This is a genomic window from Anabaena sp. UHCC 0451 (assembly GCF_034931405.1).
GTDB lineage: Bacteria > Cyanobacteriota > Cyanobacteriia > Cyanobacteriales > Nostocaceae > RDYJ01.
Genome location: NZ_JAYGHA010000009.1, coordinates 143,124 through 161,424 on the forward strand (window position 1 = coordinate 143,124; position 18,301 = coordinate 161,424).

General features: G+C 35.8%; 14 protein-coding genes. 10 read left to right on the forward strand and 4 right to left on the reverse strand.

The window, feature by feature from the left end; all coding sequences use genetic code 11:
* The first annotated feature begins 7 nt into the window (after window positions 1-7).
* Window positions 8-1,717 (forward strand): phospholipase D-like domain-containing protein, encoded by a 1,710-nt coding sequence (locus VB694_RS08595; RefSeq protein ID WP_323359893.1) that lies wholly within the window; start codon window positions 8-10, stop codon window positions 1,715-1,717.
* Between the two features lie 3 nt (window positions 1,718-1,720).
* Window positions 1,721-4,090 (forward strand): hypothetical protein, encoded by a 2,370-nt coding sequence (locus VB694_RS08600; protein WP_323359894.1) that lies wholly within the window; start codon window positions 1,721-1,723, stop codon window positions 4,088-4,090.
* A 466-nt stretch (window positions 4,091-4,556) separates the two neighbouring features.
* On the opposite strand, the gene VB694_RS08605 is transcribed toward VB694_RS08600, so the two are convergent.
* From VB694_RS08605 to VB694_RS08615, 3 genes are all read right to left on the reverse strand, one after another.
* Complete coding sequence (locus VB694_RS08605; RefSeq protein WP_323359895.1) at window positions 4,557-4,988, reverse strand: CAAD domain-containing protein; 432 nt, start codon at window positions 4,986-4,988, stop codon at window positions 4,557-4,559.
* Between the two features lie 264 nt (window positions 4,989-5,252).
* Window positions 5,253-5,708, reverse strand: coding sequence for a BON domain-containing protein (locus tag VB694_RS08610; protein ID WP_323359896.1), 456 nt, complete (start codon window positions 5,706-5,708; stop codon window positions 5,253-5,255).
* A gap of 124 nt (window positions 5,709-5,832) precedes the next feature.
* Window positions 5,833-7,449, reverse strand: coding sequence for a histidine kinase (locus VB694_RS08615; protein WP_323359897.1), 1,617 nt, complete (start codon window positions 7,447-7,449; stop codon window positions 5,833-5,835).
* A 577-nt stretch (window positions 7,450-8,026) separates the two neighbouring features.
* Here VB694_RS08615 and VB694_RS08620 point away from each other — a divergent pair.
* The 7 genes from VB694_RS08620 (at window position 8,027) to VB694_RS08650 (ending at window position 16,789) form a co-directional block, all read left to right on the forward strand.
* Window positions 8,027-8,203, forward strand: a complete 177-nt coding sequence (locus tag VB694_RS08620) for a hypothetical protein (protein ID WP_323359898.1) — start codon at window positions 8,027-8,029, stop codon at window positions 8,201-8,203.
* 111 nt (window positions 8,204-8,314) lie between these two features.
* Window positions 8,315-9,085: a pentapeptide repeat-containing protein gene (locus VB694_RS08625; RefSeq protein WP_323359911.1), complete on the forward strand. Its 771-nt coding sequence runs from the start codon at window positions 8,315-8,317 to the stop codon at window positions 9,083-9,085.
* Between the two features lie 116 nt (window positions 9,086-9,201).
* Window positions 9,202-10,893: a dihydroxy-acid dehydratase gene (gene ilvD, locus VB694_RS08630; RefSeq protein WP_323359899.1), complete on the forward strand. Its 1,692-nt coding sequence runs from the start codon at window positions 9,202-9,204 to the stop codon at window positions 10,891-10,893.
* A 389-nt stretch (window positions 10,894-11,282) separates the two neighbouring features.
* Window positions 11,283-13,778, forward strand: coding sequence for a PAS domain-containing protein (locus VB694_RS08635; protein WP_323359900.1), 2,496 nt, complete (start codon window positions 11,283-11,285; stop codon window positions 13,776-13,778).
* A gap of 56 nt (window positions 13,779-13,834) precedes the next feature.
* The gene (locus VB694_RS08640) at window positions 13,835-14,266 is read left to right on the forward strand and encodes a response regulator (protein ID WP_323359901.1); all 432 of its coding nucleotides are present in this window, start codon (window positions 13,835-13,837) and stop codon (window positions 14,264-14,266) included.
* Between the two features lie 14 nt (window positions 14,267-14,280).
* Window positions 14,281-16,038, forward strand: coding sequence for a putative bifunctional diguanylate cyclase/phosphodiesterase (locus VB694_RS08645; protein ID WP_323359902.1), 1,758 nt, complete (start codon window positions 14,281-14,283; stop codon window positions 16,036-16,038).
* A gap of 91 nt (window positions 16,039-16,129) precedes the next feature.
* A complete protein-coding gene (locus tag VB694_RS08650) occupies window positions 16,130-16,789 on the forward strand; it encodes a hypothetical protein (protein WP_323359903.1) in 660 nt (219 codons plus the stop codon).
* Between the two features lie 11 nt (window positions 16,790-16,800).
* Here the strand turns inward: VB694_RS08650 and VB694_RS08655 are convergent, their stop codons facing one another.
* On the reverse strand, window positions 16,801-17,979 hold the full coding sequence (locus VB694_RS08655; protein WP_323359904.1) for an FAD-binding oxidoreductase: 1,179 nt from the start codon (window positions 17,977-17,979) through the stop codon (window positions 16,801-16,803).
* 18 nt (window positions 17,980-17,997) lie between these two features.
* Here VB694_RS08655 and VB694_RS08660 point away from each other — a divergent pair.
* Window positions 17,998-18,301, forward strand: a 304-nt coding sequence (locus VB694_RS08660) for an N-acetyltransferase (RefSeq protein ID WP_323359905.1), incomplete at its 3' end; no start/stop codon positions are given.

Genomic DNA, 18,301 nt, shown 5'->3' on the forward strand with positions numbered 1-18,301 from the left:
ATAAATTATGAAAATCCAAATTCAACTATCAGGAAAATTTCAACGTTTACTATTGAGTGGTACAGAAAACATACCTTTCTCTGTAAATGATTTAATGAGGGAAGTACAAGCAGTAGCTACACAACACCGCAGACGTAAACCGCAATTATTACGTCAATCTTTTGGTTTAGATTTCATCCCAGAAACAGTATTGATTAACCTATGCAAACAAGCAAGACATATTACTAACGACAATGAACTTTATGAAATCCCATCCCTGAAATTATTACAACCTATTGGATCTCAATTAAACAACCAAACTATTAACAAATATGCTTATCAATTTATTTCTGAACAAGGTAATATTCAACTAATAGCAGATGATCCACAACTTCCCAGTTTCCTCGGTACTATTTCTGAACAACCAGGAAATTATATCATTACCATAGAACAACCTATTCATCCTGATTTAGATCAGGAATTTATCCAAATAATATGGAATAATATTAGTGATTATTGGCAGAATTTACCAACAATTAACAAAATAGAATTTGTTTTACAATCTAGTAATTCTCAACAAATTTGTATTAATTATCAAAGAATTACGGCTTTTATTTCTATTCAAGAATTACCCTTAGAATTAAGAACAGCAATTACATTTTTACGATTACAGGAAACTAACACATCAAATTTATCAACATCAGTTAAATCATTAGTTGAGGAATATCAATCAAAATATAGATATGAACAAATTAAGTTACCTGAACAGTTACAACCTAACTCTAATTTAACTCCTCAAAGTGGGTTTTTCATTCGTAATCGTCAAAACCGGAATATTTTCCATAAAATTATTAATGATGCTCGTCAATTTTTACTAATTTCTAGTTATATTATTGAAGATGAAGAACTAACAACACTAATTTGTGAAAAATCATTGCAACTACCTCAAGGAGTTTGGATATTAACAGACTTGAGAAACGAAGTTTTAGATCGTATTGATCAACAAATATCAGATAATATTTCTATCCCCGAACAATATAAGATTTCAGATGAACGGAAAAAAACTTGTTTAAGAATGTTACTCAATGCAAATATTCCCATTCGTAGCGGTTCTTTTCACTTAAAAACGTATATTTCTGAAAAATATGCTTATTTAGGTTCTTGTAATCTTACTCGCGGAAGTTTAGATATTAATAAAGAAGCGGGGATAGTTTTTAGGAATAATTCTCAGCATCAAAACCTAATTAATTTATTTCAGCAATTTTGGCAAAAACGCAGTAGCGATGAGGTAATACCGGAAAGTAATATTGATAGTTTTCGTTTGCGTTCTCTCTTGCATAATTATCAGGAGAAATACACAACATATTATCCTAATTTTTTGACATCATCACAATATGAAAGAGATTTAATTAAAGAACTGACAAACTTTAAAGGAGAGGTAAAAATTTACAGTCGCAGTTTTCAACCATCAGCAGAAATAGCAACTTATCTAGGTTGGTTAGACACACAGATTTTTATAGATTCAAGTATGTCAGTTAAAAATCAAAACTTGAATATTTATAAAATTAATAATCTCCATGCTAAAATAACTATTTTAGGAAATCAAGTAGCATACATTGGAGGAATTAATTTTAATTTCAATTCTAATTTTTCACGGTCACATGATTTAATGTATAAAACCACCGACGCAAAAGAAATAAATCAAATAATTCGTCAACTACCATTACTAGATTCATAAACTATGACTACATTATTCAATTTGGAATCCTATATTGATGCTTGCCAATATACTCACATATTTCAAAATTCACCATATCAATCAATTCCTGACTCCAGAGAAAAATACAAAGCATTATTAGATAAATATACTGAAAATCGTTATTTAGCAGCACCAATTATTAATAACCATCGTTCATCAAAACTAACTATTAATTCCGCACCCTTAAATTATTCATCTATAGGAAATGAATTAACTACGGGAGAACAAAAACGCTTATTTATTATCAGTGATACATTAGATTTAATGACACTGAGTAACAGTAATATTTTAGGACGTGGTGACGGTTACTTATACAGCAGTGCTTACCACTATTGGAATCATTATACCGAAATTCATCAACATCAAATTACTAAACCATTGATATTTCTTGATTTAGATAATTTTGGTATTTCTAATTTAATTCCTGTCAGGTTAACACAAACCGAAAATAGTCCTTATCAAATTCCTATTCTTGATACCAAGAATAAAATATTATCTAATAATATTTTTGACTGTCAAACAATATATAAAAATATTTGTAATGCAGTATCTCAAAGTTTATTAAATCAATTTCCTGCATTATTAATAAATGTAGAAATGGTTGATCATTTATCTGATTATTTGCAAAAGATTAATTTTTTACAATTTATTCAATCTTGTGGAAATCAACAATCTGTAGATTTAATTATTGAAATTAAGCACAATCAACAGATTTATTATAAACAAATTAATATAGTAATATCAGAAATTGCTAATATTGTTTGTGAGCAAATTAATTTTCGTGATCTTCAGCAAATAGCAAATCAATATTCTCAATATCAGTTTGTATTAGTGAGTCAATATAATATTTTTGTAGAAATTAATACACATTTACCTAATTTCATTATTCTTCAACCAAATAATCAACAGTTTCCACAAATCTGGAAAGACAAGAATAATTTAAATTTTCCTTTATTTGCGATTTCTTTGGATGAAATTGAATTTAAAATTGATATTGATGGTAAAGAAGAATGGATTAAATTATCTGATAAAAAAGATGTTATTTCTTATGAAGGTAAACCTACAATATTAATTGGAACTATCCCTAGTTTAAATCAAAATTTTGTCCGTATTCCACAAGGCAGAAATAACGCTAATTTACCTATTCGAGTTAATGGTAAAGATTATTGTATAAATGATACAGCGCAAGATTATAAAATAGAAATTGAGAACTACCAAGGAACAGAAGAAACTCGTGTTCAGATTCAGTTTAATTTACAACCTGGTTCTTTTCCAGAACTCAACGTTATGGATTTAGAAAATAAGTATAAAATCAAGACTAGCTTCGTCAATAGACAACAGACAAATAATGGCATTCATAAATATTATAGTCATATTTTACCTGAACAAATTACAGCGAATCGTCAGCAAAGATCATTAGATCAAATTGAAAAATTAGAAAGACGTAGTGATTTTCAAGAATTGATAAAAGATTTAACTGGAATTGCTAGTGGATTAAATAAAATTACTAGTCAAAATGTTCAAAAAAATAATTATAATGTTCTAAATACAAGTATTAAGCGGTTTAAGTCCAAAATACATCAACAACCTGATTTATTACAGTTTATAGATATTTCATCAAGTGAGACAGTTGTAATTCAACTAATAGCGCAATTAAATCAAGCAAACCTTTCCAGGTTGGTTGATATTGTATGCAACATACTCACATCTAATCAACCTTTAACTAATGAAAAAAAAGATTTGTTAGTAGATGGAATTATTTTAATAGGTAAACTATATCAGTTTTCAGAACACCTATCATCAGATAGATTATTTTTTCAATTACAATCAAATATTGATAGTAAAGTTAGATATGGAAATGTCAAGTTCTCAAATGAATATGTACAATGTCTAGCGAGAATAGCAGTAAATGGAGAATTACAACGTCAATATTTCAGTTTATTTGATTCTCAGTACAATCTACAAAAAAGTCAGTACCTATGGGGATATGGAAGAATTTTGCTTTGGTATTACAATTTTAATTCAACAGTATCATTTTTTAAATATCAAGAACATTTTATAATGATAATGAATTATTTGTTGACGAATAATTATAGAAATTTCGATTATCAATATAAACAAAATGCTTTCTTATCTTTAATTTATATCCTAACTTTTCGCGCTCATAACTCAGATTTTTGTGGTAAAAATTCACGAGAATTTATTTTAGCAAAGCAAGTTGTTGAACATTTCCAGCATGATAAAATTATTTTAAACACAATTAGTAGAAAAAAGTCATTAAATCAGTATTTCCAAGAAATGATTGAAGGTACTTCCACAGCAGATGAAATAGCAAATCTTCTTCAAGGTTAAATAACTTAATTTATAATCAATTTATAGACAATAGTAGAAAAAATACATCTAAACCATACTGGGAGCAACGCGATTGATAGTTTTTAGTGATACCTGAATTGGGTGTAGCTAAAAGTACATTTTTACCCGACCTAACAAAATCGCGTTGCTCCCTATTTGCAACTACTACACGACTTACGCAACTAACACATTGGTAGGGTGCGTCAGATATCAACAATTTGTTTATTTGCAGTATTTATGCAGTCTGACGCACCCTACAACAGATTTTTAGTGTGACAATTGCGTAAGTCCTATACTATTATTTTTAGCTAAATAAATCACAACGCCAGACACAGAAACAGAAACGAAAAAGTCAAAAAAAATTGGCGCAATCTCAGTCAATAAATTGATAAAAAAATGTAGGGTAGACAAAAGCAGCCCTACATTAAATCAGCGAATAGATTTATCTTATTGAATCTGAAAATTCTTAACCCAAAAGTTGTTGTTTAAATGAACTAACCTTGAGGGATAATTCTTGCCGATTTTCAGCTTTGATGAGATAACGGAAAGTAAACCAGATGGCATAAAATATGCCAATTATCTCAAAAATGGAAGCTAGTAATGGCACGCCATTAACAGCATCTAAAACGGCGATCACTACCTTCACAGTGACAAATGCAGACAAGATTAAAACAATAGTTAAGATAGCTTGCTGGTTTTTGTCAAAAAAACTACCTAGATAATCTGGCAGTTGGTCTAAGAATTCAACAATCTGTCTACTAATTCGCTGCCATTGGCTCGCAGGTGCTGTACCTGGCGGTAATTTGGGCAAATTCCTAGTTTCTGCACCTTCAAGGGATAAACCCCCCTGTGGTGAGATGGAAGTGACTGGCTCTGATTGCTGTTGTTGAGTTTCCATAATGTTTGCAATTTGGCACAACAGTGTTGATAACTGACTGGACGTAAATAAATATAACAGTCTCGGCTCAGAATACCAAGTCAAAAATGTTTCAGTTTGTATCTTGATTACTGATTCTTGGCTATAAACATTTATTTATGTCTGGCGAATTATAGGGGTATGCACTTGAATGAGATACACAATTAACGTTAAAAATCCATACACTAAAAGACTTTCAACTCTGTTCCCTGTTCCCTGCTTTAGGGATATTAATTGTTAGCGGCTTTAGCTTTTTGGTGGTAAAACAGTCGCTTTGACAATTACATTTTTCACGCCATTAATTTCTTTGGATAAAGGTTCAATTTTAGCCAATTGCTCTTGATTATTAACAGTTCCTGATACGGTAACTGTGCCATCTTTAGCGGCCTTAACTGTTAATTGACCACCGGGAATATTAGCCTCTAATTTAGATCGGACTTCACTGGATAAATCCGCAGCCGCTCTCTCTGTAAGATCACCAGTAACCAGATTTCGCTCTTCACGAGCGCGAATATCAGCATTGAGTTGTCTTCTGCGAAGTTCACTTTGAGCATCTTCTTTTGCAGCTTGTGTTGTTTGTGAGGCTGGAGTTACTGGAGCTTCTCCAGGTTCGGGTGCATTCACACTTGTCTTGGCTGCATTATCACAAGCAGCACTGAAAAGTAAAAGCGAACCAATTAAGAATGAAGTTAGCTTTTTCATTGCTTTATTTCTTGATATAGATGTGAAGAACATGATTATTGATTTTTTGTGAAGAAGTAGGAGCAAAATTTTAAGCAAAATTTTAATATTATTGCTCCTCAGATTGGGTGAAATAAGATGGGAATTATAGGGTTGTTTGACGGTGATCAAGAATAATTACAGGTGATTCTCTGTCCACCGTGCTGTGAACTGTTTCCGTATGTCTGACTGGTTCAAAACTGGGTTGATGTTTGCTGACCTCATGGGCATCATAAATAGCAAATTCTTCAATTCCCAAACCTTTGAGAATTGTTTCCGCATGGTGAATTTGTGCTTGTGTACCATCAACAATGACTAAGTAATGGCCTTTTTGGAAGCGATCGCTATAAACTCGCGCTTCTTCTTCAGGAATTCCTAAACCCACCAATCCCCCTCCAATACCTCCCACTGCTGCACCCACAGCACCACCTGTTAAGGTTGTAGCTAAAGCAGTCGCCACAGCACCACCAGCCATTACAGGTCCGACTCCAGGAATTGCTAAAGTTCCCAAACCAACTAATAAACCACCTAAACCACCGATAGCACCACCAGTAGCCGCACCTGCTTTTAGCCCCTCGTCTGCTTTATTACCTGTCTCTAGATTTCTTGGTCCACTGTTGTTGATGTCTTTAGCAATCAGGGAAACTTGGTTCATGGAAAAACCAGCATTTTGTAATTCTCTCAGTGCGGCTTCTGCGTCACGGCGATGGGAAAATACACCAATCGCTCTTTTGCTGGTTTGCAAAGGTGCATTTACATGACCATTTGATTCGTAAACTTGCCACTCTTTAATCCCATGCCGGTTGATAATAGTTGCTACTCGGTGGATATCAGCATCTGTACCACTAACGATCAGAATATAATCGCCTTGCTGGATGCGTTCATTGTAGAATCGAGTTCGCTGATCAGGAATATTGAAGCGAGTAGAGTCAACGCGATCTGCTTGCAGTAGCGCTTCGCTATCACTCAAATTAATTCCCTTGAAGGCATCCCGGTGTTGGCGTTCTTTGTGAATTAAAGCAATTTGACTTAAGGAAAAACCCGCATTTCTTAAATCATTAATAGCAGCTTCTGCATTTTGTAACAGGGAAAAATAACCAATCGCATATTTATCAACAGCCACATCTTCACGAACAACCACATTCTCAGCTATAACATTCTTGGTTGGCTGTTTAACATCTGGTTGATCATAAACTTCAAACTCTTCAATCTTCCAGCGATGAAGAATTTCTCTAGCTCTAGCAATTTCTGACTCTGTCCCATCGATGATAACTAAATATTCTCCTCTTTCCACTCTTTCGTGATAAACTTTGGCTCTTTCTTCGGGAATTCCTAAACCAATCAAAGCACCAATTAAACCACCTGCTGCTGCACCAATACCAACACCAGCAAGAGTTGTAACTAAAGCAGTTGCTGTCGCTCCAGCCAACATAATTGGACCTATTCCCGGAATAGCTAAAGTTCCCAATCCCACTAATAAGCCAGTTATACCACCCACAACACCACCAGAAACTGCTCCCCTGGCTGCACCTTCTTCAGCCTGATTATCAACCTTCTCATGGACTTTATGACCAGCAATTTCGTCTCCGTCTTCTTGATGTTTAGCGATCACAGAAACTCTGTCCATCGGAAAACCTGAGTGTCTCAATTCATATAACGCCTGTTCAACATCATGGAGATTAGGAAATACGCCTACTCCACGCTTATGTACATTTGTGATCATATTTGATATTCCTCCAAACAACTATAAAAAATCATTTCCCAATGTGTTTAAGGCAATAACTCGTAAGCATTCAGTTATCATCTGTCAGTAGTTAGCTCAAACTGGATAGGAGTAAAAGCTTCTTGTCGATCAGCGTGGGTTTGTGAATCCGTTTTTTCTGGACACAAAGAAAACAGAAAGAAAATTTATCTACTTTTATCCACTCAATTCTTGTTTCTGCTGTTAGGCATAGGCTGAATGTTTACAATAGCCTTATCTATTAATACTTTTTTGGGCGTGAGATTCATCAATCTCCCGGAGTAAATTATATTTATGTCATTGGGTATAGATATCTCAATAGATATCTAAATAGTGTTATCTAAAAAACAGAAACAAATCAGTTTACACAATAAAATATGAACAAGAATTGAGAAAATGCAAATCGAGTAAACATACTGTTGTGATATTAATCACCTAAATTCTAATATAGTAGTCACTGTTACTTGATTAAATGAAAAGTTAATTTATAGTCAAGTAAATCATTTCCAAATTTATAAACTATTAAGTTATTACTTGGTGATTATGAGGAGTGGCGTTTATGCTGGAAAAACTATTATTAGCATCTATCTTAACATTTAGCTTCAGCCTATTTACAGATCCGGGCTGGTCTAATACCAAAAAAGACATGGCACAAGCTCCTTTATCTGAGCATGGAGTTCTTACATTAACTCAACTTAACAAAAATACAGAACTGAGATCAAATCCAAATCGGTAATAGAGACAAATACTGTGGTAAATTAGCTCAAATTACTCATATCATCGGTTCAGTATGAATCTAGGTTAAGTTACCATTGATTCCTGATTAAGATATATTATGGCACTGAGTATGAAAAGCCGAATTATTACCACAGTAGCATTTTTACTTACCATCAGCTTGCCATTGACCGCGCAAGCTTCAAACTATGAATACATAAAACAGTTATTAGCAACTAATAAATGTCCTAACTGCAACCTTCATAATGCTGGTTTAGTTATGGCTGACTTATCAGGAGCTAATTTAAGCGGTGCGAATCTCGCTGGTTCTAACCTCAGTCGTGCTAACTTGAGTGGTGCTGATTTACGGGGTGCAAACTTGACTGGTGCGAGTTTATTTGGGGTGAACTTAACTGGTGCTAAACTCAGTGGCGCAAATCTCACAGGTGCTGATTTGAGAAATACCTATTTAATGAATGTAGAATTAGCTGATGCTAACCTGAATGGTACAAACTTCCAAGGTGCAGTAGGTATACCCTTGCAAATTGCTAAACCAGAAGAATTTTATAGTTGGGGTGTAACAGCAGCAGAAAAAGGCAATCTTAAACCAGCTATTGATTATTTTAGTCAAGCGATCGCGCTCAAACCAGATTATGCAGGTGCGTACTTATCCCGTGGTGTAGCTAGTTACCAAACATTAGATAGAAAAAGCGCCTTAGAAGATGCCCAAATAGCAGCAAAGCTTTTTGAAGAGCAAAAAAATACGGAAGGATTACAAACAGCACAAGCTTTTATTTTGGAACTGAAAACACCATACACAGAAAACGTGAGAAGTGGTAAACCTAGTTTTATGGATTTTGTCGGGAGTTTGGGTTCGGTATTACTGCAATTTCTGCCTTTTTAGGAAATTGGAAATAGGAGATTTGGGGATTCAGTGATCAGTGAAATGACTAATAACTAATGACAAAACTTTGAGAGAATAATTATCTACAAAAATCGTAATCATCGGAACAAAGATAGATGCCAGAAAATTTAAAGAGTCAAGTAGTAACTCAGGGTGTACAGCGATCGCCTAATCGGGCTATGCTGCGGGCTGTTGGTTTCCAAGATGCAGATTTTAACAAAGCCATAGTCGGTATTGCCAATGGTTATAGCACCATCACCCCTTGTAACATGGGGATTAACAAATTAGCACAAAGGGCAGAGATAGGTGTAAAAACTGCTGGTGCAATGCCCCAAATATTCGGTACTATTACTATTAGTGATGGTATTTCCATGGGGACTGAAGGGATGAAATATTCCCTAGTGTCGCGGGAAGTAATCGCGGACTCCATTGAAACCGCCTGTACTGGACAAAGTATGGATGGGGTATTGGCCATTGGTGGTTGTGATAAAAATATGCCAGGGGCAATGTTAGCCATGGCACGGATGAATATCCCAGCTATCTTTGTTTATGGTGGAACAATTAAACCCGGTCACTACGATGGTAAAGATTTAACTGTTGTTAGTTCCTTTGAAGCCGTTGGCCAATACAGCGCCGGTAAAATTGACGAAAATGAACTTTTAGCAGTTGAACGCAGTGCTTGTCCTGGTGCTGGTTCTTGTGGGGGGATGTTCACAGCTAACACCATGTCTTCCGCTTTTGAAGCGATGGGAATGAGTTTACCCTATTCCTCGACCATGGCCGCAGAAGATGCCGAAAAAGCTGACAGTACGGAAAAATCCGCCTTTGTTTTAGTCGAAGCTATCCGTAAGCAGATATTACCCCGGCAGATCATCACCCGTAAATCTATCGAAAACGCCATATCTGTAATTATGGCGGTTGGTGGTTCTACCAATGCAGTTTTACATTTTTTGGCGATCGCTCGTGCTGCTGGTGTAGAACTAAATTTAGACGATTTTGAAACTATTCGCGGACGTGTACCAGTTTTGTGCGATTTGAAACCTAGTGGCAAGTATGTAGCCACAGACTTACACAAAGCTGGTGGTATTCCTCAAGTCATGAAAATGCTACTAACTCATGATTTACTACATGGTGACTGTCTGACTATCTCTGGACAAACTGTAGCCGAAGTTCTAGCAGATATCCCCGCAGAACCACGTAGCGATCAAGATGTAATTCGTCCTTGGGATCGTCCTATGTATGCCCAAGGACATTTAGCAATTCTCAAAGGCAATCTGGCTACTGAAGGTGCAGTTGCTAAGATTACAGGTGTGAAAAAACCTGCAATAACTGGACCTGCAAGAGTATTTGAATCTGAAGAATCTTGTTTAGATGCAATTTTGGCAGGGAAAATCAAAGCTGGTGATGTAATTATCATCCGTTACGAAGGACCCAAAGGTGGACCAGGGATGCGGGAAATGCTTGCTCCCACCTCAGCCATTATTGGTGCTGGTTTAGGCGATTCAGTCGGTTTAATTACTGATGGGCGCTTTTCTGGTGGTACTTATGGGATGGTAGTTGGACACGTCGCTCCAGAAGCCGCAGTGGGTGGTAATATCGCTTTAGTAGTAGAAGGTGACAGTATCACCATTGATGCTAATGCTCGACTATTGCAAATAAATGTATCAGATGCAGAATTAGTTAGTCGTCGTGCTAACTGGCAACCTCCCGCACCACGTTATACTAAGGGCGTGTTAGCCAAATATGCCAAACTGGTCGCTTCTAGTAGTGTCGGTGCAGTCACAGACTTAGATTTGTTTGCTAATTAGTTTTTAACAGAGATGAGTTTGTTTTCAAGCTCATCTCTTCATTTTTTGATTTAATCATGATTAAGAATTAGTTAAGTAAAATATAAAATATGGTTTCCGTAAGTATTCAGGTATAGCAATAGTTCATATCCAGATCCCCGACTTCTTTTGTTTATTGTGTCCATAAATGATAAATTGATCTCAGAAGTCGGGGATCTGATCGCCTCACCTGAATTCTTACTGGTTTCCAAAAAATATACCGAATGATAGATAGTAGTTATGACTAAAGATATATTGCTCCTGATAATTCAATGTAGTTTGATTAATTTTGATACCTAAAAAGCACAAAATTTTGATAATTGAGTGGATATCCAAAGTTTTTCTAGTATTTTGATCTAGGTTAAATTCCCATGACCAGAACACAGACTGATCATCTAAAACTTGATTTTATAGTTCGTAATCTTGCCTATAAACTCAGTATTACTACAGCCTTAATTGGTTTTGTGGTTTTACTAGGATGGATATTTAATTTGCCATTTTTGAAGAGTGTTCTGCCTGGATTAGTAACAATGAAAGTAAACACTGCTTTAAGTTTTTTTCTTAGTGGTATGTCTCTTTGGTTGTGGGATCAAAATCATCCCCAGAAAAAATCATATCTGCAATTAATCTCCCAGATATTAGCAGTAATCGTAGCGATAATTGGCTTATTAACACTCATTCAATATGGCTTTCATGTTAATTTAGGAATTGATCAACTGCTGATTAAAGAAGAAGAAAATGCTATCGCCACATCCTATGCTGGACGTATGGCACCAAATACAGCCCTCTGTTTTTTCTGGCTAGGTTTAGCCTTAATTTTGGCATGGTATAGGTTAACAAGCATTGCTCAAAGTTTAGCATTTGCTAGTTTTTTGATTGCTGTTTTGGGCTTAGTTGGCTATGTATTTAAAATTAGTAGTTTCTATCACTTAGAATCTTTTACTGGTATGGCCTTGCATACTAGCATTGCCTTTATATTATTGAGTTCAGGAATTTTACTAGCTAGTTCTCAACATGGCTGGATGCAGGAAGTAATGAGTCCTTATCTGGGAGGAATTATTGCTCGTAATCTCTTGCCTTTAGTCATCGCTATTCCCATTTTAACTTCAGGGTTATTTTTATCAGCTTATCGCAGTGATTTCATCCCTATGGAGTTAGGATTTGTGCTTCGAGTAATTATCAATATCCTTGTTCTTGGTGGAGTAGTTTGGTGGACTTCCAGATACTTAAATAATATAGACAAGAAATATCAAAATCTCCAACAAGCATTGCAAGAATATAATGATAATTTAGAAGCCAAAGTATATGAGCGGACACATCAATTAGAGTGTGCAAATCAGGCATTAATAGAAAGCCGTCATCAGTTATCGAATCTGATTAATACCTTACCCGGAATTGTTTTTTCCCGCAGTTTTAATCATAATTGGTCAATTGATAGTGTCAGTGATGGTTATTTTTTTATTATCGGTGAATGCAAAAAAGAACTATGCCAAAGTGAGCAAAAATGCTCATTACAAAATTTGATTGTGCGAGAAGATTTACCGAAAATTGTCGCGGCAATTCAAACAGCTATCAATAATAAAACTGCCTATGAGGTAGAGTATCGCATTCATACTTCTTGCGGTCACAAAAAATGGTTGTGGGAAAAAGGCATAGAAACATCAATTGATGGAAACTCGCAAACCATTCAAGGATTTATCACTGAAATTACATCCTTAAAAGAAACAGAAGAAGCACTCAGGGAGAGTGAGGCCAAGTTTCGGGAAATAGCCGAAAATATTCGTGAAGTCTTTCATATCAACTCTGCTGATCTGAGCGAGTTAATATATATCAGCCCTGGCTATGAAATAATATGGGGAAAAAGTTGTGAAAGTGTATACCAAAAACCAGAATCTTGGGGTGAGTCCATGCACCCAGATGATCGCGATCGCCTCTTTGCTGCTTGCGAGCGTTTGATTCAGGGAAAACCTCTGGAAGAAGAATATCGGATCATTCGTCCTGATGGTGATATTCGCTGGATTTCTGCCCGTGTTTTTCCTGTTTATAGTCAATCTGGGCAAATATTACGTCATGTAGGCATAGCTGCGGATATCACAAATCGCAAACAAGCGGAATTAGAAATTAGGCAACTGAATGAGGAACTGGAGGAACGAGTGCAGCAGCGTACCGCCCAACTTACAGCCATTAACAAAGAACTAGAAGCCTTTTCTTACTCAGTTTCCCATGACCTCCGCGCCCCTTTACGTGGGATAGATGGTTTTAGTAGGACATTGCTGGAGCGTTACACAGATCAATTAGATGATCGAGGTCAACATTATTTAACTCGGATTAGGGCTGGAACACAGCGCATGGGGGAGCTAATTGATGATTTGCTGCAACTTTCACGAGTCACACGTTCCCAAATGCAGCTTACTCATGTTAACCTCAGTGCGATCGCCCAAGAAATAGCTGAACAACTGAATGAAAGTGAACCAGTACGACAGGTTGAATGGCTGATTTCTCCTGATCTGATTGTTCAAGGTGATTACCAACTATTAAGAATTGTCATGGAAAACCTACTAAATAACGCTTGGAAGTTTACATCTAAAAAAACACAGGCAACAATTGAACTAACCTCTCTGAACTCTGAGAGTAAAGAAAGTGATTACTTAACCTACATAATCAGAGATAACGGAGTTGGTTTTGATCAAACTTATGCAAATAAGCTGTTTCAAGCTTTTCAACGCCTTCACTCTGTCGAAGAATTCCCAGGAACAGGCATTGGTTTAGCCACTGTGCAACGAATTATTAACCGTCATGGTGGTGATGTGTGGGCAAGTGCAGTAGTTGATGAAGGTGCAACTTTTTATTTCACCCTACAAAGTTAGTTTTTGTGTTAAAAAAAGGAGAATGGTTTGTATAAACTATTTGTCTTTCAACCATTATGCTTCAAAAATCAACCTTGTTAATTGTTGAGGATAACCCTGATGATGTAGAGTTAACATTGCTTGCATTTGAGCAAACTGGGCTGAAAAAAAACGTCGTAATTGCTAGAGACGGCGTTGAAGCAATAAATTATCTATTTGCAGACAATAGATTAGAAACCCTACCTGATTTAATTTTGCTAGATTTGCAGCTACCCCGTATCAGCGGTTTAGAAGTTCTTCGGCAAATTAGAGCTAATGATCGAACTAAGTTGTTACCTATTGTGATTCTGACGACCTCTCTGGAAGAGAGTGATCGACTACAAGGCTATGGTTTGGGCTGTAACAGTTATATTCGCAAACCTGTGGATTATGACCAGTTTGTGAATGCTATGAAACAGATAGGCAGGTATTGGTTAGTTCTCAACAATCCTCCTCCCATAACCCCATAACATAATATTTATTTATGAAATCTCAACTCAGGATTCTCATTGTTGAAGACAACTTAGATGATGCTGAATTAATAGTCTTGGAACTAGAAGCAGCAAATTATCATGTAGTTTACAAACAAGTTGATACTGCTGAAGCAATGACAGATGCGCTAGATTTTGAAGAATGGGATGTAATTTTAACAGACTATTTCATGCCCCAATTTAGTGCTGTGGCTGCCCTTGATTTATTTAAACAACGGAAATTAGATACTCCTTTTATTGTGGTATCCGGTTCTATTGGTGAAGAAATAGCAGTTAAATTAATGAGAAATGGCGCTCATGATTATTTACTCAAGCATAATTTAACTAGACTAGCGCCAGTTATAGAAAGGGAATTACGGGAAGCCAAGGTAAGATGTGAACGCAAACAAGCATTGGAAAAGGTACATTTTTTAGCATTTTATGATCAATTAACCGGCTTACCTAATCGCCATGCTTTCCTAAATTTTCTGCAAAAAAATATAGATAATGCTGTTAAATTTGCAGTAGTATTTATAGATATTGATCAGTATCGTCAAATTAAATATGGTTTTGGGCATCTTAAAAGTGAACAACTATTAATTGAACTAGGAAAACGGCTACAAACAAACTTAGCTTCTGGTGACTTTTTAGCCAGAGTTGGCAAGGATGAATTTGCATTAATCCTCACTAATCTTAATCATGTAGATGAGATAGCAACTATCACAACCGAACTGCATCAACTGATAGATCCGCCGTTTGATTTAGAAGGTTTTGTAATTTATGCCTCAATTACAATTGGGATAGTAGACTATCGGGCTAATTTTCATGAACCAGAAGAGTTTTTGCGGGCAGCGGAAATTGCCAATTACAATGCTAAGGAACAGGGATTACAATATCCCACTGTTGTCTACAAACACAGTATGCAGACAGCAGCTTTAGAACGATTACAGATGGAAACTGAACTGAGACGAGCAATTAGTGATCAGCAATTAGAACTTTTTTATCAGCCAATTGTAGACTTAAATATTTATCAAGCGGCGGGATTTGAAGCTTTAATTCGTTGGAAACATCCCCAACAGGGATGGATTTCACCAGCTACATTTATTCCTTTAGCGGAACAAACTGGGCTAATTATTCCCCTGGGTGAATCGATTTTAAAAACAGCTTGTCGTCAGATGACTATCTGGCAAGATCAGTTTTTGGATCATCTACCTCTGAGTTTGTCGGTAAATATTTCAGGTGTACAGTTAAATGAACCAGATGTTGTTCCTCATATTATTCATCAATATCAGTGTCTTGGTTTACATCATGTCACTCTCAAATTAGAAATTACAGAGAGTGCGCTGATGAATAATACACAGAAAATTATTACTTGTTTACAGGAGTTTCGCGCCGCAGGTATCCAAATTTGTATTGATGATTTTGGTACTGGTTATTCTTCTCTGTCTTATTTACGAGATTTGCCTATTGATATTTTGAAAATTGATCGCTCTTTTATCTCCCGCATAGAAGACGAAAAAAATCTAGGCATTGTGACAGCAATTATTACTTTAGCCAACACACTAGGTTTAGATGTGATTGCTGAAGGTGTGGAAACAATTTCACAAATGCAACTTTTGCGATCGCTCGGATGCAAATATGGACAAGGTTATTTATTTTCTAAAGCAATGCCACCTTATCTGATTGAGGATTGGTTGCAAAAAACAAAAACAGAAATAAGTTTTGAGCAAAAATTAGATTATCAAATAACTCCCCAATCTGTTTATTGTTAGTGCAAATGTTCATTAATCACAGATTTCCAACTTATTTGATAAATTGGGAATTTGTGCCTTTATATATTCACAAAAACAATAGGATGATGATATGGAATTGCCCATTAATACAAACCTGGAGGAAGCAGTTTGGCCAAGCTGGCAAACAATAAAAGATAATGTTAACTCTTGGAAAAAATCAGCGCAAGAATTTGAGCAGTCTTTCAAAAAAACAGCAGAGCAAACCACTGATAGGGCAATTAATACTATCACAAATACTTTAGATCAAGCTGAAGATTCTTTAGGAAATAGTTGGCAAGCAGTTACAGAAATTAAGAATAATACATCAGGAGCAGTTGAAAATGCTATTAATGCCTATCTGCAAGATTTGGTAAGCGAACATCCTGCATTTGCACAATTTTTGCAAATTTTCAGTTGGATAATTAATCACCCCATTATTAGTGTAGTTATTCTACTGTTGATAATTGCCTTGATTTTTAGCATTATTAAAGGAATTGTCCGTTTAATTGAAACCGCTAGTTGGTCACTGTTAAAAGTTCCCTTCCAGTTATTAAGAGTTTTAATTACAACAAGTTTTTTATCCTTAAATAAAGCGGTTAAAGGCAACCCAAAATTTACAGATGTAGATACCATTATTTCTGATGATAAACAAAAAAGATTATTAGAAATTTCTCAGCGTTTAGAATTAATTCATCAGGAACAGAAACAGCTTTTACAAGAAGCAGCTAAATTAATAGATTTAGACAAATGATACAGCAGAATTCAGACCAATGACGAACTAGCAATTACTAATTTATTAATAATGTCATCTTCCTGTCCAGATAGAGATTTAGCAAAGCGTTCTGCTAAAGGTGGAACAAAAACAAAAGGACTGCTAAAACCAGAAAAAATATGAATATTTTCAACTTTGGGAATAGCACCAATTAAAGGTAATTTATCTGAAGTAAATGCTACTAAACAATGATGCCAATTCCCCCGCAAATTGCCCAAAGCTGGTAATATGTGCGTGATACTTGTTCGCAACCACTTTTCACTTTCTGCTGGGTTAATTTGGGTATGAGGATCTGTGAGAATGCGGCTAATTTGACCTAAACGCAAACTGCCATCAAGAAACTGTACTGCACCTACATCTAAAATTGGTGGTACTAGTTCACCAAATTGATCCCATAATTGATCGACTTGAGTTGATGCAGTTTCTAATTGCAAGCGTTGTAAATTAGCTGATGTTACTAAAGTGCGTAACCGCAGATCCACAGATGGAATTTCAATTATTTCTGCATGAGAAAAATAGATTTTAATGGGAATACCAGCCGATTTTAGGAATTTTCGACTCATTCCACCAGCACAAATGACTATCTTGTCACTGTAGAAGGTTGAGGTAGTTGTTTTCACACCTCTAAAACTTTTCTCACCAGGAATAATTTGTATAGGTTCTAATACTTGATTAAACTGTATTTCTCCCCCCAGACGCAGAAAGGATTGAATGTATGCTTGTGTGATTTTTTCTGGGTGGACATGACCATGTTTGATAGTTAAAGCACCAGATATGGCATTTTTATTGAGCAGAGGTTCTAAATCACAAGCTTCTTGAATACTTAATAGCTGGGGTGGTGTGGTAAGATGAGAATAGGATGCAACGGCTACCTGTGGATCAGTACCATTAGCGATAGTTAGTAATAAATCTAATTCACGAAATTGGATATCAGCATCTAATTCTTGGGTGAGGATTTGATAACGAGCGATCGCTTCTTGACACAGTTGGTGTGCAATTGGTGTTGTACCAGACCAATAAGCAATCCCACCATAACTATAGCGAGTAGCATTTTCTGGTGTTTTGTTTTGTTCTAACAACAGTACAGAAAAGCCGATTTTTGCCAGTTCATAAGCAAGTGCAGCACCTGTAATTCCAGCACCAACTACAATCCAATCATACACTTTCATAAATAATACAATTTGACTATGAATATTCGTCCTGAAAATATCGTAGATTATCCAACTATAACAGAAGTAAATACACTAGCTTTTGGCGGCGAAAAAGAAGCTAAACTTGTCCAAATCATTCGTTCATCTAACGGATATATACCCGAACTTTCTTTAGTTGCAGAAATTGAAAATACTGTAGTTGGTTATATAATGTTTAGCTATATTGACTTGGTAGGTGCAGAACAACTACCAGTATTGAGTTTAGCACCGCTGGCCGTTCATCCAGAATTACAAAACCAAGGTATAGGTAGCGCACTACTAAAAGCAGGATTAGAATGGG